This is a genomic window from Micromonospora sp. C31 (assembly GCF_018070575.1).
GTDB lineage: Bacteria > Actinomycetota > Actinomycetes > Mycobacteriales > Micromonosporaceae > Micromonospora.
The window spans coordinates 232,856-256,663 of sequence record NZ_JAGPXN010000001.1 but is presented as its reverse complement, the minus strand read 5'-3'; the positions used below and the strand labels follow the sequence as shown (position 1 = coordinate 256,663).

Genomic DNA, 23,808 nt, shown 5'->3' with positions numbered 1-23,808 from the left:
CTGGGTTAAGCTCCTTCGATCGAGCGCAAGTTACCGGGAGGTAGGCATGTCGGAGGAGCAGCGGGTCGCCATCGTCACGGGGGCGGCGCGGGGGATCGGGGCGGCCACCGCCCGGCGGCTGGCGGCCGACGGCCTCGCGGTCGCGGTGGTCGACATCGAGGAGTCCGCGACCAGGGAGACCGTGGACGCCATCGCCGCGGCCGGCGGCCGGGCGCTCGGCGTCGGCGCGGACGTGTCCGACCGGGCCCAGGTCGAGGCGGCCGTGCAGCGGGTCGCCGCCGAGCTGGGCGCCCCGACGGTGCTGGTCAACAACGCCGGCGTGCTCCGCGACAACCTGCTGTTCAAGATGACCGACGCCGACTGGGACACGGTCATGGGCGTGCACCTGCGGGGTGCGTTCCTGTTCTGCCAGGCCGCCCAGAAGCACATGGTCGAGGCGAAGTGGGGCCGGATCGTCAACCTCTCCAGCACCTCGGCGCTGGGCAACCGGGGTCAGGCGAACTACTCGGCGGCGAAGGCCGGCCTCCAGGGCTTCACCAAGACCCTCGCCATCGAGCTGGGCCAGTTCGGGGTGACCGTCAACGCGGTGGCGCCCGGCTTCATCGTCACCGACATGACCGCCGCCACCGCCGCCCGCATGAAGGTCGACTTCGAGGCGCTCCAGAAGCACGCCGAGTCGGAGATCGCGGTACGCCGGGTCGGTCGCCCCGAGGACATCGCGCACACCATCTCGTTCCTCGCCAGCGAGGGCGCCTCCTTCGTCTCCGGCCAGGTCATCTACGTGGCCGGCGGCCCCAAGTCCTGACCCCCGCGTACGCCCCGGCGGGCGTCCGCCCGCCGGGGGTCAGGGCCTGGCGGGGCGGGTGCGCCAGAGCCAGAACAGGCCGAGCACCGGCAGGACCAGCGGGATGTAGCCGTACCCGCTGCCGAACCGCGACCAGACCGTCTCGTCGGGGAAGAGCTCCGGGTCGACGAGGCTGAGGGTCCCGACGCCGAGCACCCCGGCCAGCTCCACGGCGCAGCACGCCAGGGCGACCCGTCGGCCGGCGGCGCCGGCGCGGGCCAGCCCCACCGCCGCGACGATGTAGATGGCCGCGGCGAGGGCCGAGAGCAGGTACGCCACGGGCGCCTCGTCGAACTTCGTGGCGATCTGGAGACCGGCACGGCTCGTCGCGGCGATCGCGAAGAGCAGGTAGACCGCGATCAGCAGCCGTCCCGGGCCGGCGTTGGTCCGCTTCCGTTGCGGAGCGCGCACCTCAACCACCGAGCACCTCCCACGTCTGCTGGAGTCGTACGACGACCACCGGCGTGACCAGGCAGACCGCGCAGACGATCGCCGAGCCCCAGCGCGTCGGCTCCATCCGGGCCAGCACCCAGGCCAGCGGTGGCAGGCACACCAGCGTCGCCAGGTACCCGAAGAAGGCACCCGGCTCGTCCGGTCGCCCGCCGCCGCCGAGGGCGACCAGCGCCACCGCCGCCAGCGCGAGCAGCGTCACCTCCAGTACGGCCAGGCCGGCCAGCTGCACCCGGTCCGGCGCGCGGTGGCGCAGCGTGGCTACCAGCGCCCAGGCGGCGACGAGGAGCGACAACACGATCGAGGCCGTCGCGAGGAGCCCGTCCACCGGCGAACCCGCCGTCGTCGCGCTGGTCACCGGGGGCGTCCGGAGTGCGGTTCGGTCACCGGCACAGCCTACTGACCCGCGTGGTACACCCCGTCACCCGCCGTCCCGCCTCGGCGACTCGTCGTCCGCCCGGCCCGGCCCCCGAAGGGCGCCCGGCGTCGGGTCGGCGCGGGAACGAGTCCGGCCCGAGGCGGCGACCGTCGTGAAAGGACGGTCCTACCCCTATCGACCCCTACTTATGTAATAAGCAAACCTTCCGGAACGCTATTCTCGGGCGACTGTCGCCTGAACTCCGACGGCGAGCTCGTCTGACGGAGAGGATCGCCGTGTCTGTACCCGCCATCCGCCCGGCGCTGAGCGTGGTGATGCCGACCTACCAGGATCCGCAGTGCCTCGCGCTGACCCTCAAGGCGCTGACCCGCCAGACGCTGGCGCCGGAACGCTTCGAAGTGATCGTGGTCCGCGACGGTGGCTCGTTCGACGGGTACGCCGCGGCCCTCGCCGAAGGCGCCGGCCTGCGCCTGCGCGTGCTGGAACTGCCCGGCCGCAAGGGCCGCTCCGCCGCCCGGAACGCAGGGGCGCGGCGTGCCGCCGCGCCCCTGCTGGTCTTCCTCGACGCCGACTCGTGGGCGGTGCCCGACCTGTTGGAGCGGCATCTGGCGTGGCACAGCACGCCCGGCAACGCGGCGGTGCTGATCGGCCGGCGGGACGAGATCGGCCTCGCGGACCTGCCCGCCGTGCTGGCCGGTGAGTCGCACACGATCGCGCGTGCCTTCCCGCACGGTGGCGACCTGCGGTTCGCGACGGGGCTTCCGGACGACAACGACTGGCTCCAGGCCGGCTGGGTGATCGCCTACACGCACAACGTCTCGCTCTCCAGCGCGCTCTTCGCGCAGGTCGGCGGCTACCGCGAGGCGTTCGGTCTGAGCTACGGCGTGGAGGACGTCGAGCTGTTCTACCGGGTGGATCGCAGCCTGCCGGACGGCGTGAACTTCGGCTACGACGACGAGGCCCGGGTCGTCCACCTGCCGCACCACAAGAACATCACCCGCAACTGGATGGAGATGAAGGCCAACTTCCAGCAGGCCGCCAAGCTGTACCCCTGCCTCGAGTGGGAGTTGCTCACCGCCGTCATGGGCTACGAGGCGATCCGGCGGATCCTGCACTACCGGGCGCTCATCGACGAGTGCGTCGAGCGGTCGGCCTGCGCCATCGGGCCCGCCGTCGCGCGCCTCGCCGGCCAGGTGCGGGGGCCCCGGACGCTCTGGATCGGCACCGGCCGCGCCGGGTCGGGGCTGCCCGCCTCGGCGCTCACCTTCGACTACGCCGCACCCATCGGGCCGGCCAACTTCCATCTGCTCGGCGTCGCCCCGCCCATGCCACCGGGCAGTCTGGACGCGGTGGTCAGCGTCGACTTCTGGCGGTACCTGCTGTGGCCGGAACTCTGCCAGTTCATCTCCGCCTCGCTGGCGCTGGCCGGCGAGGTCCACCTGGTCGCCACCGCCGACGCGACGCCGGGGATGTGCGCCGCCGACCCGCAGACGCTGGACTACCTGCGCCAGGCTCAGGCCGCCGAGTACGCGGCCGAGCTGCGCGCGGTCGAAGGGCTCGGCGACGTGTTGACCCTGCGCGCCCGTCAGGCCGCGACCAGCGCCGCGCGCCGAGTGCCCGGCCAGGTCGCCCCCAGGGCGCGCCCCCCGGCACTGGCGCCGGGGCGCTCCCCGACGCCGGGCTGACATACCGACGGTGTGGGCAGGCCCGACAAAGGTGTCGAGCCCGTTCCGCCGCGCCCGGATCCGCCGCTGAAGACGGAAAGGCGAATGTGATGCGCGTACTGCTGTCGACTCTCGGGTCGCGCGGCGATGTCCAGCCACTGGTGGCGCTGGCATCGCGGTTGAAGGCGCTCGGCGTGCAGGTCCGCCTCTGTGCCCCACCGGACTTCGCCCGCTGGGTGGCCACGTTCAGGATCCCCTTCGTGCCCGTCGGCCCGCCCTGGCGCAGGTCGGCGGCGCCCGGTCCGCGGGCCGCCATGCCGCAACCCTCGCCGGCGCAGGTCCGCAAGCTGGCCGAATCCTCCGTCGGAATCCAGTTCGAGGTGTTGTCGGCGGCCGCCCGGGACTGTGACGTCCTCGTCGCGACGACCGGCCTTCAGATCGCCGCCCGCACCGTGGCGGAGAAGCAGGGCATACCGTACGTCTACGCGGCGCTCTGCCCGGCGGCCCTTCCCTCGCCGCACCATCCGCCGTTGCCGCTGCCGGTCCTCGGCGAGGTGCCGGCGCCCGCGTCGGCCGACAACCGCGAACTGTGGGCGGCCAACCTGCGGCACGTCAACGACACCTTCGGCGTGCCGCTCAACGCGCTCCGGTCGACGGTGGGACTGGGTCCGGTCGACGACGTGAGCGACCACATCCACACCGACGAGCCGTGGCTGGCCACGGACCCGATGCTGGCGCCCTGGCCGGATGCCGCGGGCACGACCGTCTGGCAGACGGGCGCCTGGCTGCTGCCGGACGAACGGCCCCTGCCCACCGAGTTGACGACCTTCCTGGACGCCGGCGAGCCGTGCGTCTACGTCGGATTCGGCAGTGTCGCCGCACCCCCGGGCCTGCTGGAGACGGCTGTCCAGGCGGTGCGCGCGGTCGGCTGCCGGCTGGTCGTCTCCCGGGGCTGGGCACCGCTCTCGTTGACCGACCGGGCGCCCGACTGCCTGGTCGTCGGCGAGGTGAACCAGCAGGCGCTGTTCAAGAAGGTGGCCGCGGTGGTCCACCACGGCGGCGCGGGCACCACGACCACGGCCGCGCAGGCCGGTACGCCGCAGGTCGTCGTGCCGCAGGTCTACGACCAGCACTACTTCGCGCGGCGGGTGTCCGCGCTCGGTATCGGTACCGCGCATCCCGGCGCGGTGCCGACCGCCGAGTCGCTGACCGCGGCACTCGGCGCGGCGCTGCGGCCCGAGGTGGTCGCCCGCGCCCGCGCGTTCGCCGGCGTCGTGCGTACCGACGCGGCGCAGGTCGCCGCGAAGCGGTTGACCGCCACCCTGGGGGCCTGAGCGGAACGGCCCTCCCCGCCGACGACCGTCCAGCCGACCACCGGCGGCTCCACGCCCGCCACGACCCGGACAACCGGCACCCGACAGGAAGCCGGGCGCGACCACGACCTCCGACACCGGCCCCCAAGCGTGGCTCATCGTCGCGGGTACCGTGGGGTGACGACGACGGTGGAGGTTCTCGTGGTGCGGTTCGGGTTGTTCGGCACCGGCCACTGGGCGGCCGAGACCCACGGCGCGGCGCTGGACACGCACCCGGGGGTCGCGTTCGCCGGCGTGTGGGGGCGGGACCCGCGCAAGGCCGCCGCCCTGGCCGAGCGCTACGGGGTGCCGGCGTTCGACGACGCCGATGCGCTCGTCGACGCCTGTGACGCGGTCGCCGTGGCCCTCCCGCCGGACGTCCAGGCCGACATCGCGGTCCGGGCGGCCTCCGCCGGCCGGCACCTGCTGCTGGACAAGCCGCTCGCGTTGAGCGTCGCCGACGCCGACCGGGTGGTCGACGCCGCGCAGGCGGCGGGCGTCGCCTCGGTCGTCTTCTTCACCAGCCGCTACCAGCCCGACGTCGCCGCTTTCCTCGCCTCGACGGCCGCCGTCGGCGGGTGGCACACCGCCAGGGCCGTCCGGTTCGCGTCCATCTTCCAGCCCGGCAGCCCGTACGGTGCCTCGTCCTGGCGGCGGGAGCACGGCGCGCTGTGGGACATCGGCCCACACACGCTGTCGCTCGTCCTGCCGGTGCTGGGCCGGGTGACCCGCGTCGCCGCGATGGACGGGCCACGCGGGCTCGTCCATCTGCTCCTCACCCACGACGGGGGCGCGACCAGCACCGTGTCGCTGACCCTGGACGCCCCGCGGGAGGCGGTGAGCCGGGAGTTCGTCCTCTACGGCGAGAACGGCGTGGAGAGCGTTCCGGCCGGCGGGGGCGACCCGTCGACCGCCCTCGGGGTGGCGATCGACCAGCTGCTCGAGGAGATCGGGTCGGGCACCCGGGACCACCGCTGCGACGTGCGCTTCGGCCGGGAGGTCGTCGCCGTGCTGGCCGCCGCCGAGACCGCCCGGGCCGAGGGCCGTACCGTCGACCTGCCGGGCTGAGACGCGACCGACCGTCGGCGCCACCCCGGTCGGGCACGTCTGGCCCGAGCAGTGGCTGGTGCTGTTCCGGCTGCCGCACGCCCGCTGAGGAGTCAGGCCAGCGTGTTCAGTGCCTCGCTCAGCTCGGCGGGGGAGCCGAACTCCTCCGCCGGCAGGGACCGGAGCGTCTGGAGGGTCTCGGTGCTGACCCCGTTCTCCTGGCCCCAGCGGACGAGGTCGTCACGGGAGACCGGATAGTCGAGCCCGGCCAGGTACTCCTGCAACTGAATGCCGGTGACGGTCATGCCGGCGGGCTACCCGCTCAGCCCGCCGGCACACCAGCCCACCGGCCCACCGGCCCACCGGCCCACCGGCCCGCCGGCACACCAGCCCACCAGCCCACCGGCCCACCGGCACACCGGCCGGTCCGGCTCCGCGGCGGCCCGCGTCGCGGCGGGACCGCCCGCCGATCGACGGTCGGCGGTTTGCCCGGCGGCGCGCCGGGTAGCCGCCCGCATGCTGGTTCAGCGGCTCGGCGCGCCGAGCGACTTCGACCCGTTGCTGGAGCGCGTGAAGGACGCCCGGATCGTGATGATCGGCGAGGCGACGCACGGCAACTACGACTACTACCGGCTGCGCGAACAGCTCACCCGCCGGCTGATCGCCGAGCGCGGGTTCTCCTTCGTGGCCGTGGAGGGGGACTGGCCCGACTGCGACCGGGTGCACCGTTCGGTGACCGCCGCCCCGGGCGGGGCCGCCGACCCGCGGGTCGCGCTGGAGCGCTTCGAGCGCTGGCCGACCTGGATGTGGGCGAACGCCGAGGTGGCCCGGTTCTGCGCCTGGCTGCGGGCGTGGAACGTGCAGCGGCCCGAGGGGGCCCGCGCGGGCTTCCACGGCCTGGACGTCTACAGCCTCTGGGAGTCCATGCAGGCGATCTTCGACTACCTCGGCGAGGAGGACCCGGGCTCGCTGGAGGCGGCGCAGGACGCGTACCGCTGCTTCGAGCCGTACGGCAAGCGGGTCGAGGAGTACGGCATGGCGAGCCGGTTCGTGTCGGCCCGCTGCGAGGATGAGGTCGTGCGGCTGCTGGCGCGTACCCGCGAACAGGCCGCCGCGGACGGCCCGGACAGCTTCTCGGCCTGGCAGAACGCGGAGGTGGTGGCCGGCGCGGAGCGCTACTACCGGGCGATGGTGCGCGGCGGGCCGGAGTCGTGGAACATCCGGGACACGCACATGGCGGACACTCTGGACCGGCTGCTGGAGCGCTACGGACCGGGCGCGCGGGGCGTCGTCTGGGCGCACAACACGCATGTCGGCGACGCCCGGGCCACCGACATGGCCGCCGACGGGATGGTCAACGTCGGCCAGTTGGCCCGCGAACGCCACGGCGCCGACGAGGTGGTCCTGGTCGGCTTCGCCGGCTACCGGGGCACCACCGTCGCCGCGCCCCGCTGGGGCTCGCCGGCCGAGCCGATGGTCGTGCCGCCGGCCCGCCCCGGCTCGGTCGAGCACCGGCTGCACGAGCTGATGCCCGAGCGGGCCGTGCTGGTCTTCGGCGGCGACGACCAGCCCGAGTGGGTCACCGGGACCGCCGACCACCGGGCGATCGGGGTGGTCTACGACCCGTCCTTCGAGTCGTGGGGCAACTACGTGCCGACCCGTCTGGCGCAGCGCTACGACGCCCTCGTCTGGTGCGACGAGACCACGGCCCTGCACCCCCTGCCGGCCCTGACCACCCCCGGCGAGATGGAGACCTACCCGGCTGGCGTCTGACCCCGCCTCCCCACTGCGGTGAGCACGCAGTCGTGGTGCCCGTTGCGACCGGATTCGTCGGTTGCGCGGGGCACCACAACTGCGTGCTCGACGAGTGGGTCAGGTGCGGGCCGCGGACCTGTCGTCCAGGTGGGCGCGCAGGCCCTCGCCCTCGATGTCGACGTTGGGCACGGCCCTGTCCAGCCAGCGGGGGAGCCACCAGGCCCGCTTGCCGAGCAGCGACATCACGGCCGGCACGATGGTCATCCGCACCACGAAAGCGTCGATGGCGACGCCGATGGCGAGCGCGAAGCCCATCGACTTGATGACCGGGTCGTCGAGGAACACGAAGCCACCGAAGACCGAGATCATGATGAGCGCTGCGGCGGTCACCACCCGGGCGCCGTGCCCCATCCCGTTGATGGTCGCCTGCTGTGCGGTGTCGCCGTGGACGAAGTCCTCCCGCATCCGGGAGACCAGGAAGACCTCGTAGTCCATGGCCAGGCCGAACAGGATGCCGATCAGCAGGATCGGCAGGAAGCTGACCAGCGGGCCGGGCGTGTCCAGGCCGACCAGGTCGGCGAGGTGGCCCTGCTGGAACACCGCCACGGTGATGCCGAAGGTGGCGGCGACGGTCAGCAGGAAGCCCAGCGCGGCCTTGACCGGAACCAGCAGCGAGCGGAACACCAGCATCAGCAGCAGCACCGAGAGCCCCACCACCAGCAGCAGGTACACCGGCAGGGCGTCGGAGAGTTTCTCGGAGACGTCGATGCCGATCGCGGTCGCCCCGGTCAGCAGCACCTCGACGTCACGGAACTCGCCCACCGCCGCGCGGACGTCGTTGACCAGGGTCTCGGTGGCCTCGTCGGTCGGGCCGGTCTTCGGCACCACCCCGAGCAGCGCGGTGCGGCCGTCCGGGCTGAGCTGCGGCGGGGCCACCGCGAGGACGTTCTCGGTGCGCTGGACCAGCGCGGTGACCTGCGGGATGGCGGCCGAGGTCGCCTGCGGGGTGTCCCCGGCGACCACCACCGCGAGCCGGCCGGTGAAGCCCGGCCCGAAGCCCTCGGTGATCAGGTCGTTCGACGCCCGCGCCGGCGAGCCGACCGGCGCGGTGCCCGCGTCGGGCAGGGCCAGCCGCATGTCGGGCGCGGGCAGCGCGAGCAGCCCCAGCCCGACCAGGCCGGCCAGGATGACCGGCACCCGGAACCGGGTGACGAGATGCGCCCAGCGGAACCCGAAGCCCGACCGGTCCTCGGCGGGCGGGGTGGCCGCGGCGGCGCCTGCCGCCGGTTCCCCGGCCGTCCCGTCCTCGACCGGCGCCGAGGAGCGCAGCTTGCGGGGCAGCACCCGGCGCCCGGCGAAGCCGAGCAGGGCCGGCTGGAGCGTGATCGCGACCAGCACCGCGACGGTGACCGTGCCGGCGGCGGCCAGACCCATCACCGTCAGGAAAGGGATGTTCACGACGGCCAGCCCGGCCAGCGCGATGACCACGGTGGCGCCGGCGAAGACCACGGCCGAACCGGCGGTGCCCACGGCGCGGCCCACCGCCTCGTCCGGCGGCAGCCCCTCCGCCAGGTTCTGTCGGTAGCGGGAGGTGATGAAGAGCGAGTAGTCGATGCCGACCGCGAGGCCGAGCATCAGGGCGAGAATCGGCGCGGTGCTGCTCAGGTCGACCACGCTGCTGATGGTGAAGAGGCCCGCCATGCCGACGCCCACGCCGATCAGCGCGTTGAGCATCGTCATCCCGGCCGCCACCAGCGAGCCGAACGTAACCACCAGGACGATGGCGGCGACCGCCACACCGATCGCCTCGGTCGAGCCGACCTCCGGCACGCTGCTGAGCACCTCGCCGCCGGGCGCGACCTCCCAGCCCTGGGCCTCGGCCCGCTCGCCGACCTTCTCGTACGCGTCACGCTGGGCGTCGGTCACCTCGTCGGCGCCGGTGGCGAACTGGACCTGGACCAGCGCGTACCGGCCGTCGGGGGAGACCGCCCCGACCTGGAACGGGTCGACGGCGCCGACGACGCCGGGCAGCGTCGCGGCCTCCTGGGTGAGTTCCTTCACCACGGCCTGCCCCTGCGGGGCGGCGAGCGCGCCGTCGGCCGGTGCCTTGACCGCGATCGTGCCGGTCGCGCCGCTGGCCGCCGGGAACTGCTCGGAGAGCAGGTCCAGGGCGCGCTGCGACTCCGTGCCGGGCATGGTGAAGTTGTCGGCTATCGGGCCGCGCAGGGTCGCGGCGGCGAGGCCGAGGCCGACGAGTACGACGAGCCAGATCGCCGCGACGAGTCGCCGCCGGCGCATCGAGCCCCGGCCGAGCCGGTAGAGCAGGGTGGCCATGAGTTCCTTGTCCTCGGTCGTGAATGGTCGGAAACGGGTCAGTCGACGGGCTCCAGTGCCCGCCGGGCGAGTGCCAGCAGGGCGGCGCGCAGCTCCTCGTCGGCGACGTCGGGGAACTCCCCGCAGGTCTCGGAGATGCCGGCGAGCAGCACCAGCGCCGTGATCCGGGCGGACGGGCGTGCCGGGTGCCCGGCGAGCGCGTCGACCAGCCGCTCGGAGATCCGCTGGATGTGCGCGAAGGCGGGCTGCTGGAGCAGCTCCGGGAACTCGCCCCGGAGCAGGGCGATCTCCCGCCGGAAACGGACCGCGAGGTCGACGAAGCCCTCGGCGGCGACCCGCTGGGCGGCGGTGCCACGATGCGCGCGGATCCGCTCGTCGAGCGCCTGGAGGACGCCGATCGCCGGGGCCATCAGCTCGGTGAGGATGGCCTCCTTGTTGGCGAAGTGGTAGAGCACCGCCGCCTTGGAACAGCCCACCTCGCGGGCGATGTCCTGCAACGAGGTGCCCCGGTAGCCGGTCGCCGCGAAGCGTCGAGCCGCCGCCACGAGGATCTCGTCGTGCGTCTCCGGAGCCATTCGTGCCACTGCTGGTCCACCTCCCCGACCAGCATGCCTGACCGATCGGTCAGGCCCTGACCGATCGGTCAGATCGGGGCCGTGGCGTTCGCCACAGGTGCCGGAGGTTCAACCCCGTCGGACGCCGGCGGCTGCTCGACGTCGTCCGGATCGCTCGCGACACGTTCGTCGCGTTCGCCCCGCCGCGTCCGGTTGACCAGCGGTCCTCGGGCCGCGAAGGTGGTCGGATGAGTGGCGCTGACGGGACCCGCGACGGGGTGTCGCTGACCAACCTCGACCAGCCGCTGTCCGACGGTGCCGACGCGACCAAGCGGGACCTGGTCGACTACCTCGACGCGGTGCACGAGCGGATCCTGCCGCGGCTGCGCGGCCGGCCGCTGTCGGTGATCCGGGTCCGGCCGGGGCAGCCGCCGTTCATGCAGAAGAACCTGCCGAAGTACACGCCGGACTGGGTGACCCGTACGCCGGTCTGGGCCGAGGCGTCGCACCGCGAGATCTCGTACGCGCTCTGTGACGACCGGCGCACCCTGCTCTGGTTCGCCAACCAGCGCGCGGTGGAGTACCACCCCACCCTGGCCACGATCGACGACCTGCACCGCCCCACCCACCTCGTACTGGACCTCGACCCGCCCGAGGGAGACTCCTTCGCGCTGGCGGTCGCCGCCGCACGGCTGGTCCGGCAGGCGCTCGCCGACGCGGGGCTCGCCGGCGCGGTCAAGACCAGCGGCGCCAAGGGCGTGCACGTCTTCGTGCCGGTGGAGCACGGCGCCACGGTGGAGGACATGGCCGCCGCCACCCGGGCGGTGGCTGCCCGCGCCGCACGGCTGGACCCGGCGCTGGCCACCACCGCCTTCATCCGCGAGGACCGGGGCGGCAGGGTGTTCGTCGACTCGACCCGGGCCGGCGGGGCGACCGTGGTGGCCGCCTACAGTCCCCGGTTGCGGCCCGGCGTGCCGGTCTCCTTCCCGGTCGACTGGGCCGACCTGGGCGACGTGACCCCGGCGGACTTCACGATCCGTACCGTCCCGGCGCTCGTCGCCGAGCGCGACCCCTGGGCCGAGCGGCTGCCCGCCCCGCAGCCACTCCCGGCGGACCTGGTCGCGGAGGGGCACACCATCCCGGTCGCCCGGGTGCAGGCCATGCACGAGGGCAAGCGCCGGGCCCGCGCCCGTCGCGCCGCCGGCTGACGTACGCGCACCGCCCACCCCCGGGCCGTCGCCCGCCGACCACCCGCCCGTCGCCCGTGCTGCCGGTCGTCCGTGCTGCGTGTCGCGCCGGCTCGTCGTCCGTTGCCCGCCGCGCCCGGGCTACGCACTCCCCGGAGTACCTGCGTCAGGTCGCGGCCGAATTCTCGTCGCCGGGCACCGGGTGCGGCTGGTGGGCGGGGCGGTGACGGCCGCGTTGGCGTTCGTCGCGCTGCTGCGTTGGGCCCGCGCGACCGCTCCGCACACCTGACGGAGACGAAACGAAGGGCGGACGCGTCGGCGCCCGCCCTTCGGTATGTCATCTCTTGTGCCCCCGGCAGGATTCGAACCTGCGCCCCCGCCTCCGGAGGGCGGTGCTCTATCCCCTGAGCTACGGGGGCTCAGCGACTGGAGAAGACTAGCAAACGCCTCCCCTGAACGCCGAATCGGTATCCGGTGCCGGCCCTCGTGTCGCTCCTGCCCGTTCCACCGCCGACGCCGCCGGCCGGTCCCGCCGGTCTCAGGCGGCGACGGCGCGGCCGCAGCTGGGCAGCGGGTGCAGCGCGATGCGGCGGGGCAGTCGCCGGGGCCACTCGTTGCGGGGCCAGGAGCCGTCGACGATCAGGTGCACGGTCCGCTGCTCCTCGCCGCTGAGCCGCAGCACGAAGTCGCGGGGGAGCGGCGGGTCGACCGACGGCGTGGTGATCATGAAGCGTACCCGGCCGCGGGACGAGACGGCGGAGATGACGTCCGCCGCCGGCATCGTCCCGCGCAGGCGTACGCGGCCGATCCAGTAGACCTCGGCAAGGTGCTCCTGGGCGGCCCGGGTGATGGCGGGGTACGCGCTGCGCACCCAGCGTTCGACCGCGCCGACGCAGAGGCCGCAGGCCCGCTCCCGGGGCTCGCGCGGGCCCAGCCCCCAGGCCCGCAGGTACGCCCCGACAGCCCCGGCGTCCATGGGCGCCTCGAAGCGGCGCTGGATGAGGGCGTGCAGGTTCTGCCGTGTCCACAGCTCCTCGTCCAGGCCCAGCTCGTCGGGGTAGACGCCCCGCAGGACGTCGATGAGTTCGAGCTCCTGTTCGCGGCTGAGCGTTCCCGGCTCGCCCTGCCGCTGTCCGCGACGGACGGCTGCCACCGCCCCGTCACCGCCGATGGTGTGGCGACGGCACCAGCTGGTGACCGAACGCCGTGCGTCTCTCAGTGCAACCCCCACGTCCTGCGCAACGAGCCCGAATCGCAACTGGTCACGATATGTGCGGAGAAAACTCTCTTAGCGTTGTAATCGGCTCTATCGGGCATATTGCTTCCATCGGCCGCGAACCGGACACCGGGCTGTCGGGGGGCCCCTCGCCGCCCACCGGGCGGCGCGGCGGCCCGCTGCCGGATCCGGACGAGATGCCGAGAGGCCCGCGGCACCGGGCGAACCGGGGCGACGCGGGCCTCTCGACGGGCGGTGGCGCGGCGGCGGGGTCAGCCGCCCAGCCGCTGGAGCGCGTTCTGGAGGTTGGTCAGATCGTTGCGCTGGGTGTTCTTCATGGTCTGCGCGGTCCTGACCACGTCGGGCTCGTCGCTGACCTCGAGGATGCCGTCGATCATGTGGATGCCGCCCAGGTGATGCTTGATCATCAGTTGCAGGAAGAGGACGTCCAGCTCCCGGCCCTCCGCCGCGTGCAGCTTCGCCATCTCCTCGGGCGTGGCCATGCCCGGCATCAGACCGTTCTTGACCAGGCCGGCGCCGTCGGACATCCACGACATCGACGGCTCGCTGCCCGCCGGGTCGAGCCCCCAGGAACGCAGCCACGTGTGCATGGTGCCGATCTCGCCCTGCTGGGCGGTGGCGATGTCGCCGCCGATGCTGCGGACCTCCGGGTCGCTGCCCTCGTCGAAGGCGACCAGACCCATCTCCACCGCCTGCGCGTGGTGGGTCATCATGTCGCGCGCGAAGCCCGCCTCCGCCGAGGCGTCGCCCGGCCGGGTCAGCCGGGGCGACAGCAGGCCGCCCGCGTACCCGAGGAGCAGCCCGACCACGACGGCCAGGGCCAGCGCGGCCGTGCCCCAGCGGGCCGGCGACCGCCGCTGCTCCGGAGCCGGGCTGGTCGGCTCACCGGTCTCGGTCATGGTCGGGATGCTCATCGCTCTCCTCAGCCCTGCGGCATCTGCGGGGCGTCGTCACGCGGCGTGGTGCCGGTGGCGGTGATGCCCTGGCTGCACAGCGCGGTCGGGCCCTCCACCGAGGCGTTGACCTTCAGCGTCTTGATGAACTCGTCGATCCGGCCGTCGTCGGCGTTGTCGACCTTGAGCTGGTAGCCCCACGCCTGGAGCGAGATCGGCTTGTCCAGCCCCTCGAACGGGCTGAGCATCAGCTTCTCCTTGCCCCGCACCTTGTCGGCGAGCTTCGTCACCTGGTCGGCGGGCAGGTCGGGACGGTAGGTGATCCAGACCGTGCCGTGCTCCAGGCTGTGCACCGCGTGCTCGTTGGCGATCTGGGCGGGGTAGACGTCACCCATGCAGTTCTGCCAGGCCCCGTTGTGCGGGCCGGCCACCGGCGGCAGCACCGTGTAGGTGATGGGCCCCGCCTTGTGGTTGCCGCCGGCCACCAGGTCCTTGTCCTTCTCGCGGTAGTTGACGATGCCCTCGATGGCGTCCGCCCGGTCCTCCCAGGGCTTGGAGCCCTGGAACGTCGCCCAGGCGCCGTAACCGATGATCGCCACCGCCAGCACACCCACGGCGGTGAAGAGCGCGATCGGCCCCCAGGAGCGGCCCTGGCTCACCTTGACCGGGGCGATGGGCTTGCGGCCCTTGCCCCCTGCGCCGGGACGGGTGCCCGTCGGCTTGCCGGACCCGGTCCTGGTGCCGGTGGACCCGGTCCTGGCGCCGGCGGCCGGCCGGCCCGCCGCCGGCTTCTTGCCGGTGCTGACCACGTTCGGGCGGCGCTCGGGGCCGCCCGGGGTGCTGATGCTCATGGTGCCTCGTCAGGTCGGTCGGTCAGGGGATCCGGCGGGCCGGTCTCACACACTGGGTCGCCGCCGCGGGTGCCGAGTCTACCCCCGATAACATGGATCGGTGACTCCCGCAGAACTCGCCGAGGTCGTCCTCTCCGCAGCCCACGCCGTCTTCACCGAGCGTGGCCTGGACCGCTCCGCCCTGCCGGAGCGGACGGTGGTCGAGCGACCCCGAAACCCCGAGCACGGCGACTACGCCTCCACGCTGGCACTCCAGCTCAGCAAGAAGGTGGGCGTCGCGCCGCGTGAGCTGGCCACGGCCCTGGCCGACCAGCTCGGCCGGGCCCCGGGGGTCAAGTCGGTGGAGATCGCCGGTCCGGGCTTCCTCAACATCCGGCTCGACGCGGCCGCCGCCGGCCTGCTCGCCCGGATGATCGTCGAGGCGGGCGAGGCGTACGGCCGCAGTGACCGGCTCGCCGGCCAGAAGATGAACCTGGAGTTCGTCTCGGCGAACCCGACCGGCCCGGTGCACATCGGCGGCGTCCGCTGGGCGGCCGTCGGCGACGCGCTGAGCCGGCTGCTGCGCGCCACCGGCGCCGAGGTGGGCACGGAATACTACTTCAACGACGCGGGCTCCCAGATCGACCGGTTCGCCCGTTCGTTGCTCGCCGCCGCCAAGGGCGAGCCGGCCCCCGAGGACGGCTACGCCGGGGCGTACATCAACGAGATCGCCGACGCCGTGCGGGGCACCCGGCCCGACGTGCTGGAACTCGACGACGCCGCCGCCCAGGAGGTCTTCCGGGTGGAGGGCGTACAGCTCATGTTCGCCGAGATCAGGTCCTCGCTGCGCGGCTTCGGGGTCGAGTTCGACACCTACTTCAACGAGAAGGACCTGCACGACCGGGGCGAACTGGAACTGGCCCTCCAGCGCCTGCGCGAGCAGGGCCGGGTGTTCGAGTCCGACGGCGCGACCTGGCTGCGCACCACCGACTTCGGTGACGACAAGGACCGGGTGCTGCGCAAGTCCAACGGCGAGTGGACCTACTTCGCCGCCGACTGCGCCTACTACCTCGACAAGCGGGAGCGCGGCTTCGAGCGGGTCGTGATCATGCTGGGCGCCGACCACCACGGCTACATCGGCCGGATGAAGGCGATGTCGGCGTGCTTCGGCGACGACCCGGAGCGTAACCTGGAGATCCTGATCGGCCAGCTGGTCAACCTGGTCCGCGACGGCGCCCCGGTCCGGATGAGCAAGCGCGCCGGCACGGTGGTGACCCTGGAGGACCTGGTCGACGCGATCGGCGTGGACGCCGCCCGCTACGCGCTGGCGCGCTACTCCAGCGACTCCCCGATCGACATCGACGTGGAGCTGTGGACCCGGGCCACCCGCGACAACCCGGTCTACTACGTGCAGTACGTCGCGGCCCGGACGGCCAGCGTGGGTCGCAACGCCGCCGAGGTGGGGCTGACCCGGGGCGACGCCGAGGCGTTCCGGCCGGAGCTGCTCGGGCACGAGAAGGAGAACGAGCTGCTCAAGGCGCTCGCCGAGTTCCCCGCCGTGGTCGCCACGGCGGCGGAGCTGCGCGGCCCGCACCGGGTGGCCCGCTACCTGGAGGAGCTGGCCGGGGCCTACCACCGGTTCTACGACGAGTGCCGGATCCTGCCGCGCGGCGACGAGGAGACCACCGACCTGCACCGCGCCCGGCTCTGGCTGAACGACGCCACCCGCACCGTCATCGCCAACGGCCTGCGCCTGCTCGGCGTCTCGGCCCCGGAGAGGATGTAGATCGGTCATGCGCGCTCACGAGGCCGGTGCGCTGCACGGCGACATCGGCAGCCGGGGGCCGGCGTGGCTGCGTACCCCGGCCGACGTCAACGCCCTGGTGCCGCAGCTCTGGCCGCGCAACGTCACGCGCGGCGGCGACGGCGCACTCGCGGTGGCCGGGCTCGGCGTCCGCGACATCGCGGCCGAGTTCGGCACCCCGGTGTACGTCCTCGACGAGGACGACCTGCGCTCACGCTGCCGCGACTTCCGCACCGGCTTCGCCGGTGCCGACGTCTACTACGCCGGCAAGGCATTCCTCTGCCGGGCGGTGGTCCGGATGATCGCCGAGGAGGGCCTGCACCTCGACGTGTGCACCGGGGGCGAGCTGGCCACCGCGCTGTCGGCGGGGATGCCGCCCGAGCGGATCGGCTTCCACGGCAACAACAAGTCGGTTGCCGAGCTGGCCCGGGCGCTCGACGCCGGGGTGGGCCGGATCATCCTCGACTCGTTCGACGAGATCGGCCGGCTCACCGCGCTGGCCCGCGAGCGGGGCGTCCGCCCCCGGGTGATGATCCGGGTCACCGTCGGCGTCGAGGCGCACACCCACGAGTTCATCGCCACCGCCCACGAGGACCAGAAGTTCGGCTTCTCCCTCGCCGGCGGGGCGGCGGCCGAGGCGGCCCTCCGGGTGCTCGACGAGGGCGTGCTGGAGCTGCGTGGCCTGCACTCGCACATCGGTTCGCAGATCTTCGACGCGAGCGGCTTCGAGGTCTCCGCCCGCCGGGTGCTCGGCCTCCAGGCGCAGATCCGCGACGCGCGCGGGGTGGAGCTGCCCGAGCTGGACCTCGGTGGCGGCTTCGGCATCGCGTACACCACCCAGGACGACCCGGCCGCCCCGCAGGAGCTGGCGAAGCGGCTGCGCCGGATCGTCGAGTCCGAGTGCGGCGCCGAGCGGCTGGCGGTGCCGCACCTGTCGATCGAGCCGGGCCGGGCGATCGTGGGGCCGGCCGTGTTCACCCTCTACGAGGTCGGCACGGTCAAGGACGTCGACGGCATCCGCACGTACGTGAGCGTCGACGGCGGGATGAGCGACAACATCCGTACCGCCCTCTACGACGCGTCCTACTCCGCGACGCTGGCGTCCCGCGCGTCGGCCGTGGAGCCGATGCTCGCCCGCGTGGTGGGAAAGCACTGTGAGTCCGGGGACATCGTGGTGCAGGATGAATTCCTGCCCGCCGACGTGCAGCCCGGAGATCTTGTCGCGGTGCCGGGCACCGGCGCCTACTGCCGGAGCATGGCCAGCAACTACAACCACGTACCCCGCCCCCCGGTGGTCGCGGTGCGCGACGGCCAGGCGCGCCTGATCGTCCGGCGGGAGACCGAAGAGGACCTGCTCGCATTGGACGTGGGATGACATCACCTGTGCGCCTGGCACTGCTCGGCTGCGGCACGGTCGGTAGCGAGGTGGTCCGGCTGCTGCACGAGCAGGCCGCCGACCTCACCGCCCGGATCGGTGCCCCGCTGGAGATCACCGGCATCGCCGTACGCCGTCTCGGCCGCGACCGGGGTGACCTGCCCGTCGACCCGGGCCTGTTCACCACCGACGCGCTCGGCCTGGTCAAGCGCGACGACGTGGACGTGGTTGTCGAGGTCGTCGGTGGCATCGAGCCGGCCCGGGGCTGGCTGGTGGAGGCGTTGCGGGCCGGCAAGAGCGTGGTCACGGCCAACAAGGCGCTGCTCGCCGAGGACGGCCCCGCCCTGCACGACGCGGCGGCCGAGGGCGGCGGCGACCTCTACTACGAGGCGTCCGTGGCGGGCGCGATCCCACTGCTGCGCCCGCTGCGCGAGTCGCTGCACGGCGACCGGATCAACCGGGTCACCGGCATCGTCAACGGCACCACCAACTTCATCCTCTCCGCCATGGACGCCACCGGCGCCGGCTTCGCGGAGGCGCTGGAGGAGGCCACCGAGCTGGGCTACGCCGAGGCCGACCCGACCGCCGACGTCGAGGGCTTCGACGCGGCGGCCAAGGCGGCCATCCTCGCCTCGCTGGCGTTCCACACCCGCGTCGGCGCGGCCGACGTGCACCGGGAGGGCATCACCGAGGTCACCGCGGCCGACGTGGCCAGCGCCAAGGCGATGGGGTGCACGATCAAGCTGCTCTGCATCGCCGCCCGGGGCGCCGACGCGGGCGGCCGGGAGACGGTCAGCGTGCGGGTGCACCCGGCGATGATCCCGCTGAGCCACCCGCTGGCCAGCGTCGGCGACGCGTTCAACGCGGTCTTCGTCGAGGCCGAGGCGGCCGGGCCGCTGATGTTCTACGGCCGGGGCGCGGGCGGCGCGCCGACCGCCAGCGCGGTGCTGGGCGACGTGGTGGCGGTCTCCCGCAACCGGCTCGCCGGCGTGCGGTCGGCCAGCGAGAGCGCGTACGCCGACCTGCCGGTACGGCCGATGGGGGAGGCGCTGACCCGCTACCACGTCAGCCTCGACGTGGCCGACCGACCGGGTGTGCTGGCGGCGGTGGCCGGGGTGTTCGCCCGGCACGACGTCTCGATCGCCACGGTGCGGCAGGGCCCGGCGGGGGGCGGCGCGGCCGGCCGGGGCGAGGACGCCGACCTGGTCATCGTCACCCACGTCGCCCCGGACGCGGCGCTCGCCGCCACCGTGCGCGAGCTGCGCGGGCTGGACATCGTCCGCTCGGTGGCGAGCGTGCTGCGCGTCGAGGGCGGGCTCTGACCGGCCGGTCCGCGGCGTCCGGCGGGGCGGGCGGCTCCGTGTCTCGCCTGGTGGTTAACTGCGGGTGCGCCGGCGGCGACCCGGCGAGGCTGGGCCAGGCTGGTGGCGTACCCGGGGCGGCGGGGCGGTAGAGGCGAGGGAGAACGACATGTGGCGGGGCCTGATCGACGCGTACCGGGACCGGCTGCCGGTCACCGACGCCACCCCGGTCGTGACCCTGCACGAGGGGAACACCCCGCTGCTGCCCGCGCCGGTGCTCTCCGCCCGGCTCGGCTGCGACGTGCACCTGAAGGTGGAGGGCGCCAACCCGACCGGCTCGTTCAAGGACCGGGGCATGACGCTCGCGGTCTCCAAGGCCGTCGAGGCCGGCAACAAGGCGATCATCTGCGCCTCCACCGGCAACACCAGCGCCTCCGCGGCGGCATACGCGGCCCGCGCCGGGCTGACCTGCGCGGTGCTCGTGCCGCAGGGCAAGATCGCGCTGGGCAAGCTGGCCCAGGCGCTCGTGCACGGGGCGAAGCTGCTCCAGGTCAACGGCAACTTCGACGACTGCCTGTCGCTGGCCGCCAAGCTCGCCCAGGACTACCCGGTCGCCCTGGTCAACTCGGTCAACATCGACCGGCTGCACGGCCAGAAGACGGCCGCGTTCGAGATCGTCGAGGCGTTGGGCGAGGCGCCCGACATCCACTGCCTGCCGGTCGGCAACGCCGGCAACGTCTCCGCCTACTGGATGGGCTACTCCGAGGAACTGCGGGACGGCAACGTCACCCGCGCCCCGAAGATGTACGGCTTCCAGGCCGCCGGCGCCGCCCCGATCGTCAGCGGGCAGGTGGTGCGGGAGCCGTCCACGATCGCCACCGCCATCCGGATCGGCAACCCGGCGAGCTGGACCAGGGCGATCGACGCACGGGACTCCTCGGGCGGCCTGATCGCCGCCGTCACCGACCGCGAGATCCTGGCCGCGTACCGGCTGCTGGCCCGTGAGGTGGGGGTCTTCGTCGAACTGGGCAGCGCGGCCAGTGTGGCCGGCCTGCTCCAGCAGGCCGCCGCCGGTCGGGTCCCGGCCGGCTCGACGGTGGTCTGCACGGTGACCGGCCACGGTCTGAAGGATCCGGAGTGGGCCATCTCCACCGCGCCCGTGCCCACCACCATCGCCAACGACCCCCTGGCCGCCGCCCGCTGTCTCGACCTGGCCTGAGCCTTCGGCTGACCGCCACCGGTCACCGGTCACGGCAGTCGCCACCGGTCGGCACGGCGACGGCGTACACCGCCGGTGGCGGTGGCGGCGCACACCGCCGGTGGCGGTGGCGGCGCACACCGCCGGTGGCGGTGGCGGCGCGGGCGCGGACGTGGGTCCTGTGCATCGGACGTGGGCAGGGGCGAGCGGGGCCGCCCGGGCGGGGTGGGGGAGAATCCGTACCCCGCCAATCGCCTTTTCCAGGAGTGAGTCACGCCGATGTCGCTGCTCGCCAGATTCAGCCTCGCCAACCGAGGGCTGGTCGCCCTCATCGCGGTGGTGACCACGCTGTTCGGGGCGTTCGCCGTACCGTCACTGAAGCAGCAGCTCCTGCCGTCGCTGGAGTTCCCCGCCGCGTTCATCGTGGCGGTCTACCCCGGCGCCGGGCCCGAGGTGGTCGAGTCGCAGGTCACCGAGCCGATCGAGAACAGCCTCCAGGGCATCCCCGGGCTGGACCAGGTCACCTCGACCTCCCGCGAGGGAGCCGCGACCGTCCAGGTCCAGTACGAGTTCGGCACCGACCTGGACGACGTCGTCAACAAGATGCAGACCGCGCTCAACCGGATCGACGCGCAGCTGCCGGAGGGGGTCGACCCGCAGGTCATCGCCGGCAGCACCGACGACCTGCCCGCGGTGGTGCTCGCTGCCTCCGGCGGTGACGACCAGCGCGTCCTCGCGGAGAAGCTGCGCGGCACGGTCGTGCCGGAGCTGGAGGCGATCGAGGGGGTACGGACGGTCGAACTGACCGGCGCCCGCGACGACGTCGTGGTGGTCACCCCCGACCCGGCCAAGCTGGCGGCCGCGAAGCTCCAGCCGACCGCCCTCGGCGCGGCGCTGAAGACCAACGGCGTGACGGTGCCGGCCGGCGCGGTGACCGACGGCACCCGCGCGCTTCCCGTGCAGGTCGGCACCCGGCTGGCGACGCTGGACGACCTGCGTGGCGTCGTCGTCGCCCCGGCGACGGGCCGGACTGCCCCGGTCCGCCTCGGCGACGTGGCCACCGTCGAGCAGCAGCTCGCGCCGGCCACCGCGATCACCCGTACGAACGGCAAGGACAGCCTGGGCATCGCGGTCACCGCCTCCCCGGACGGCAACGCGGTGGAGATCTCCCACGAGATCCGTGACCGCCTCGCCGACCTGCGGGGGGCCTCCGGCGCCGAGCTGACCGTCGTCTTCGACCAGGCGCCGTTCGTCGAGAAGTCGATCGAGACCCTGACCACCGAGGGCCTGCTGGGCCTGGTCATGGCCGTCGTGGTCATCCTGGTCTTCCTGCTGTCGATCCGCTCCACGGTGGTCACCGCGGTCTCCATCCCGCTCTCGGTGGTGGTCGCGCTGATCGCCCTCTGGATCGGCGACTACTCGCTCAACCTGCTCACCCTCGGCGCGCTCACCATCGCGGTCGGCCGGGTGGTCGACGACTCGATCGTCGTGCTGGAGAACATCAAGAGACACCTGGAGTACGGCGAGCCGAAGCGCGAGGCGATCCTCGCCGCCGTCCGTGAGGTGGCGGGGGCGGTGACCGCGTCCACCCTCACCACGGTGGCCGTCTTCGCGCCGATCGCGCTGGTGGGCGGCTTCGTCGGGCAGCTCTTCGCGCCGTTCGCGATCACCGTCACGGTGGCCCTGCTCGCCTCGCTGCTGGTCTCGCTGACCGTCATCCCGGTGCTCGCGTACTGGTTCCTGAAGCCTCCGGCCGGCACGGCGGACGACGCCGCGCTGCGCCGGGCGGCGGAGGAGAAGGAACTGCGCAGCCCGTTGCAGCGGGCGTACCTGCCGGTGATCGGGTTCGCGACCCGCAAGCGGGCCACCCGGTGGATCACGCTCGGGCTCGGCGTGCTCGTGCTGTTCGGCACCTTCGGCCTGTCCCGGCAGCTGGAGACCAACTTCCTGGACGACTCCGGCCAGGACACGCTGAGCATCACCCAGGAGCTGCCGGCGGGCACCGGGCTGGCCGGCACCGACGCGGCGGCCCGCCAGATCGAGGCGGTGCTGGAGCGCACCGAGGACGTCGAGACGTACCAGGTCACGGCCGGCGGCGGGGACAACCCGTTCGGTGGTGGCGGCGGCAACAACGTCGCCAACTGGTCGCTGGCGCTCGGCGACGGCACCGACGCCCAGCAGATGCGGGAGAAGCTGCGCCGGGAGTTCGACGCGCTGGGGCCGGGCGTCGGTGAGGTCAGCTTCGGCGCCGGTCAGGGCGGGGCGGCGGCCAACCAGATCGAGGTGGTCGTGCAGGGCGCCGACCAGGAGGCGCTGACCCGGGCCGCCGAGGAGGTCCGTACGGCGATGGCCGGGCTGGCGGGCGTCGAGGACGTCTCCACGAGCCTCGCCACGCGGGTGCCGCGCGTCGACGTCACCGTCGACCGGGTCGCCGCCGGCCGGGTCGGGCTCACCGAGGCCGCCGTCGGTCAGGTGGTGGCGCAGGCGTTCCGGGGCTCGCCCCTGGGGCAGGTCACGCTCGACGAGGGGCAGCGCGACGTGGTGCTGCGGTTCGCGGGCAGGCCGCCGACCACCGTGGCGGAGCTGCGCGCGATGCCGGTCGGGCCGGTGAGGCTCGACGACATCGCCGAGGTCACCCAGACCGAGGGCCCGCAGCAGGTGAGCCGGATCGACGGCGAGCGCAGCGTCTCGGTCACCGGTACGGCCACCGGCTCGAACCTCGGGGCCATCACGCAGGAGTTGCAGAAGAAGCTGGACGGCATCGACGTGCCGGGGGCGAGTTTCGCCATCGGCGGGGTCAGCGCGGACCAGGAGGAGGCCTTCGCCGACCTGGGGATGGCCGTGCTCGCCGCCATCGCGATCGTCTTCCTGATCATGGTGGCGACGTTCCGCAGCCTGGTCCAGGCCCTGATCCTGCTGATCTCCATCCCGTTCGCGGCGACCGGCGCGATCGGCCTGCTGCTCGCCACCGGCACCCCGCTGGGCGTGCCGGCGCTGATCGGCGTGCTCATGCTGGTCGGCATCGTGGTGACCAACGCGATCGTGCTGCTGGACCTGGTCAACCAGTACCGGGCCCAGGGCATGGGGGTCCAGGAGGCGGTGGTCGAGGGCGGCCGGCGCCGGCTGCGGCCGATCCTGATGACCGCGGTCGCCACCATCTTCGCGCTGCTGCCTATGGCGCTCGGCCTCACGGGGGAGGGTGGCTTCATCTCCAAGCCGCTGGCCATCGTGGTGATCGGCGGTCTGCTCAGCTCGACGCTGCTCACCCTGATCCTGGTGCCGACGCTCTACGCGATGGCGGAGAACACCAAGGAGTCGTTCCGCTCCCGGCGGGCCCGCCGGTCCGGTGGGGCGGCCCCGGGCACCGAGGCGGATGCGGACCCGGCCGGCGACGACGGCGGGGCGCCCGCCGCCGAGCCGGTCCCGGTGCCCGCCGCGGGCCCGGCGTCCACCGCCGAGGCGGAGGCCGCCGACGCTGCGGCGGCCAGGCCGGCGCCGTCGGGCGCGCTGGTGGACGGCACCGACCAGTTCGAGGTGCTGCGGCTGCCGAAGAGCCGCAGGTCTCCGCTGCCGCCGGCCGAGTAGCGACGGTCCGCGCACGCCC

General features: G+C 73.5%; 19 protein-coding genes and 1 tRNA gene. 11 read left to right on the top strand and 9 right to left on the bottom strand.

What is annotated here, in order from left to right:
- Window positions 1–46 precede the first annotated feature (46 nt).
- Window positions 47–805, top strand: coding sequence for a 3-oxoacyl-ACP reductase FabG (gene fabG, locus KBX06_RS01150; protein WP_210832286.1), 759 nt, complete (start codon window positions 47–49; stop codon window positions 803–805).
- A 39-nt stretch (window positions 806–844) separates the two neighbouring features.
- Here the strand turns inward: fabG and KBX06_RS01145 are convergent, their stop codons facing one another.
- Together KBX06_RS01145 and KBX06_RS01140 are read right to left on the bottom strand one after the other, a co-directional pair.
- Window positions 845–1,264: a hypothetical protein gene (locus KBX06_RS01145; protein ID WP_210832285.1), complete on the bottom strand. Its 420-nt coding sequence runs from the start codon at window positions 1,262–1,264 to the stop codon at window positions 845–847.
- Window positions 1,257–1,652 (bottom strand): hypothetical protein, encoded by a 396-nt coding sequence (locus KBX06_RS01140; RefSeq protein WP_210832284.1) that lies wholly within the window; start codon window positions 1,650–1,652, stop codon window positions 1,257–1,259. Before KBX06_RS01140 ends, KBX06_RS01145 begins: the two co-directional genes overlap by 8 nt.
- A gap of 296 nt (window positions 1,653–1,948) precedes the next feature.
- On the opposite strand from KBX06_RS01140, the gene KBX06_RS01135 reads away from it, so the two are divergent.
- The 3 genes from KBX06_RS01135 (at window position 1,949) to KBX06_RS01125 (ending at window position 5,757) form a co-directional block, all read left to right on the top strand.
- Entirely contained in the window at window positions 1,949–3,358 is a 1,410-nt protein-coding gene (locus KBX06_RS01135; protein WP_210832283.1) for a glycosyltransferase family 2 protein, read from the top strand.
- A gap of 89 nt (window positions 3,359–3,447) precedes the next feature.
- Window positions 3,448–4,671: a glycosyltransferase gene (locus tag KBX06_RS01130; RefSeq protein ID WP_210832282.1), complete on the top strand. Its 1,224-nt coding sequence runs from the start codon at window positions 3,448–3,450 to the stop codon at window positions 4,669–4,671.
- Between the two features lie 180 nt (window positions 4,672–4,851).
- A complete protein-coding gene (locus KBX06_RS01125) occupies window positions 4,852–5,757 on the top strand; it encodes a Gfo/Idh/MocA family protein (RefSeq protein ID WP_210832920.1) in 906 nt (301 codons plus the stop codon).
- A gap of 92 nt (window positions 5,758–5,849) precedes the next feature.
- Here the strand turns inward: KBX06_RS01125 and KBX06_RS01120 are convergent, their stop codons facing one another.
- Window positions 5,850–6,041, bottom strand: coding sequence for a DUF2795 domain-containing protein (locus tag KBX06_RS01120; RefSeq protein WP_210832281.1), 192 nt, complete (start codon window positions 6,039–6,041; stop codon window positions 5,850–5,852).
- Window positions 6,042–6,252: 211 nt separating this feature from the next.
- Between KBX06_RS01120 and KBX06_RS01115 the strand changes: the two genes are divergently transcribed.
- Entirely contained in the window at window positions 6,253–7,509 is a 1,257-nt protein-coding gene (locus KBX06_RS01115; protein ID WP_210832280.1) for an erythromycin esterase family protein, read from the top strand.
- Between the two features lie 99 nt (window positions 7,510–7,608).
- Here KBX06_RS01115 and KBX06_RS01110 read toward each other — a convergent pair whose 3' ends face one another.
- Together KBX06_RS01110 and KBX06_RS01105 are read right to left on the bottom strand one after the other, a co-directional pair.
- Window positions 7,609–9,825, bottom strand: coding sequence for an MMPL family transporter (locus KBX06_RS01110; protein WP_210832279.1), 2,217 nt, complete (start codon window positions 9,823–9,825; stop codon window positions 7,609–7,611).
- A gap of 38 nt (window positions 9,826–9,863) precedes the next feature.
- Window positions 9,864–10,409 (bottom strand): TetR/AcrR family transcriptional regulator, encoded by a 546-nt coding sequence (locus KBX06_RS01105; protein ID WP_210832278.1) that lies wholly within the window; start codon window positions 10,407–10,409, stop codon window positions 9,864–9,866.
- A gap of 218 nt (window positions 10,410–10,627) precedes the next feature.
- On the opposite strand from KBX06_RS01105, the gene ligD reads away from it, so the two are divergent.
- A complete protein-coding gene (gene ligD, locus KBX06_RS01100; protein ID WP_210832277.1) occupies window positions 10,628–11,587 on the top strand; it encodes a non-homologous end-joining DNA ligase in 960 nt (319 codons plus the stop codon).
- A gap of 326 nt (window positions 11,588–11,913) precedes the next feature.
- Here the strand turns inward: ligD and KBX06_RS01095 are convergent.
- The 4 genes from KBX06_RS01095 to KBX06_RS01080 form a co-directional block, all read right to left on the bottom strand.
- Window positions 11,914–11,985, bottom strand: a tRNA-Arg gene (locus tag KBX06_RS01095).
- Window positions 11,986–12,104: 119 nt separating this feature from the next.
- Complete coding sequence (locus KBX06_RS01090) at window positions 12,105–12,797, bottom strand: winged helix-turn-helix domain-containing protein (protein ID WP_210832919.1); 693 nt, start codon at window positions 12,795–12,797, stop codon at window positions 12,105–12,107.
- 257 nt (window positions 12,798–13,054) lie between these two features.
- Entirely contained in the window at window positions 13,055–13,717 is a 663-nt protein-coding gene (locus KBX06_RS01085; RefSeq protein ID WP_210832276.1) for a DUF305 domain-containing protein, read from the bottom strand.
- Between the two features lie 8 nt (window positions 13,718–13,725).
- Window positions 13,726–14,547, bottom strand: a complete 822-nt coding sequence (locus KBX06_RS01080) for a DUF3105 domain-containing protein (protein ID WP_210832275.1) — start codon at window positions 14,545–14,547, stop codon at window positions 13,726–13,728.
- A 100-nt stretch (window positions 14,548–14,647) separates the two neighbouring features.
- Here KBX06_RS01080 and argS point away from each other — a divergent pair, with 100 nt between their 5' ends.
- The 5 genes from argS (at window position 14,648) to KBX06_RS01055 (ending at window position 23,789) form a co-directional block, all read left to right on the top strand.
- Entirely contained in the window at window positions 14,648–16,312 is a 1,665-nt protein-coding gene (argS, locus tag KBX06_RS01075; RefSeq protein ID WP_210832274.1) for an arginine--tRNA ligase, read from the top strand.
- Window positions 16,313–16,319: 7 nt separating this feature from the next.
- Window positions 16,320–17,705, top strand: coding sequence for a diaminopimelate decarboxylase (lysA, locus tag KBX06_RS01070; protein WP_210832273.1), 1,386 nt, complete (start codon window positions 16,320–16,322; stop codon window positions 17,703–17,705).
- 8 nt (window positions 17,706–17,713) lie between these two features.
- Entirely contained in the window at window positions 17,714–19,027 is a 1,314-nt protein-coding gene (locus KBX06_RS01065) for a homoserine dehydrogenase (protein ID WP_210832918.1), read from the top strand.
- 148 nt (window positions 19,028–19,175) lie between these two features.
- The gene (gene thrC, locus KBX06_RS01060) at window positions 19,176–20,225 is read left to right on the top strand and encodes a threonine synthase (protein ID WP_210832272.1); all 1,050 of its coding nucleotides are present in this window, start codon (window positions 19,176–19,178) and stop codon (window positions 20,223–20,225) included.
- Window positions 20,226–20,483: 258 nt separating this feature from the next.
- Window positions 20,484–23,789, top strand: coding sequence for an efflux RND transporter permease subunit (locus KBX06_RS01055; RefSeq protein ID WP_210832271.1), 3,306 nt, complete (start codon window positions 20,484–20,486; stop codon window positions 23,787–23,789).
- The last annotated feature ends 19 nt before the right edge of the window (window positions 23,790–23,808 follow it).

Excerpts from the sequence above, each read along its gene's own strand:
- fabG (WP_210832286.1), top strand. The coding sequence starts at position 47 with ATGTCGGAGGAGCAGCGGGTCGCCATCGTCACGGGGGCGGCGCGGGGG.
- KBX06_RS01130 (WP_210832282.1), top strand. The coding sequence starts at position 3,448 with ATGCGCGTACTGCTGTCGACTCTCGGGTCGCGCGGCGATGTCCAGCCA.
- KBX06_RS01120 (WP_210832281.1), bottom strand. The coding sequence starts at position 6,041 with ATGACCGTCACCGGCATTCAGTTGCAGGAGTACCTGGCCGGGCTCGAC.
- KBX06_RS01115 (WP_210832280.1), top strand. The coding sequence starts at position 6,253 with ATGCTGGTTCAGCGGCTCGGCGCGCCGAGCGACTTCGACCCGTTGCTG.
- KBX06_RS01110 (WP_210832279.1), bottom strand. The coding sequence starts at position 9,825 with ATGGCCACCCTGCTCTACCGGCTCGGCCGGGGCTCGATGCGCCGGCGG.
- ligD (WP_210832277.1), top strand. The coding sequence starts at position 10,628 with ATGAGTGGCGCTGACGGGACCCGCGACGGGGTGTCGCTGACCAACCTC.
- KBX06_RS01085 (WP_210832276.1), bottom strand. The coding sequence starts at position 13,717 with ATGAGCATCCCGACCATGACCGAGACCGGTGAGCCGACCAGCCCGGCT.
- KBX06_RS01080 (WP_210832275.1), bottom strand. The coding sequence starts at position 14,547 with ATGAGCATCAGCACCCCGGGCGGCCCCGAGCGCCGCCCGAACGTGGTC.
- lysA (WP_210832273.1), top strand. The coding sequence starts at position 16,320 with ATGCGCGCTCACGAGGCCGGTGCGCTGCACGGCGACATCGGCAGCCGG.
- thrC (WP_210832272.1), top strand. The coding sequence starts at position 19,176 with ATGTGGCGGGGCCTGATCGACGCGTACCGGGACCGGCTGCCGGTCACC.
- KBX06_RS01055 (WP_210832271.1), top strand. The coding sequence starts at position 20,484 with ATGTCGCTGCTCGCCAGATTCAGCCTCGCCAACCGAGGGCTGGTCGCC.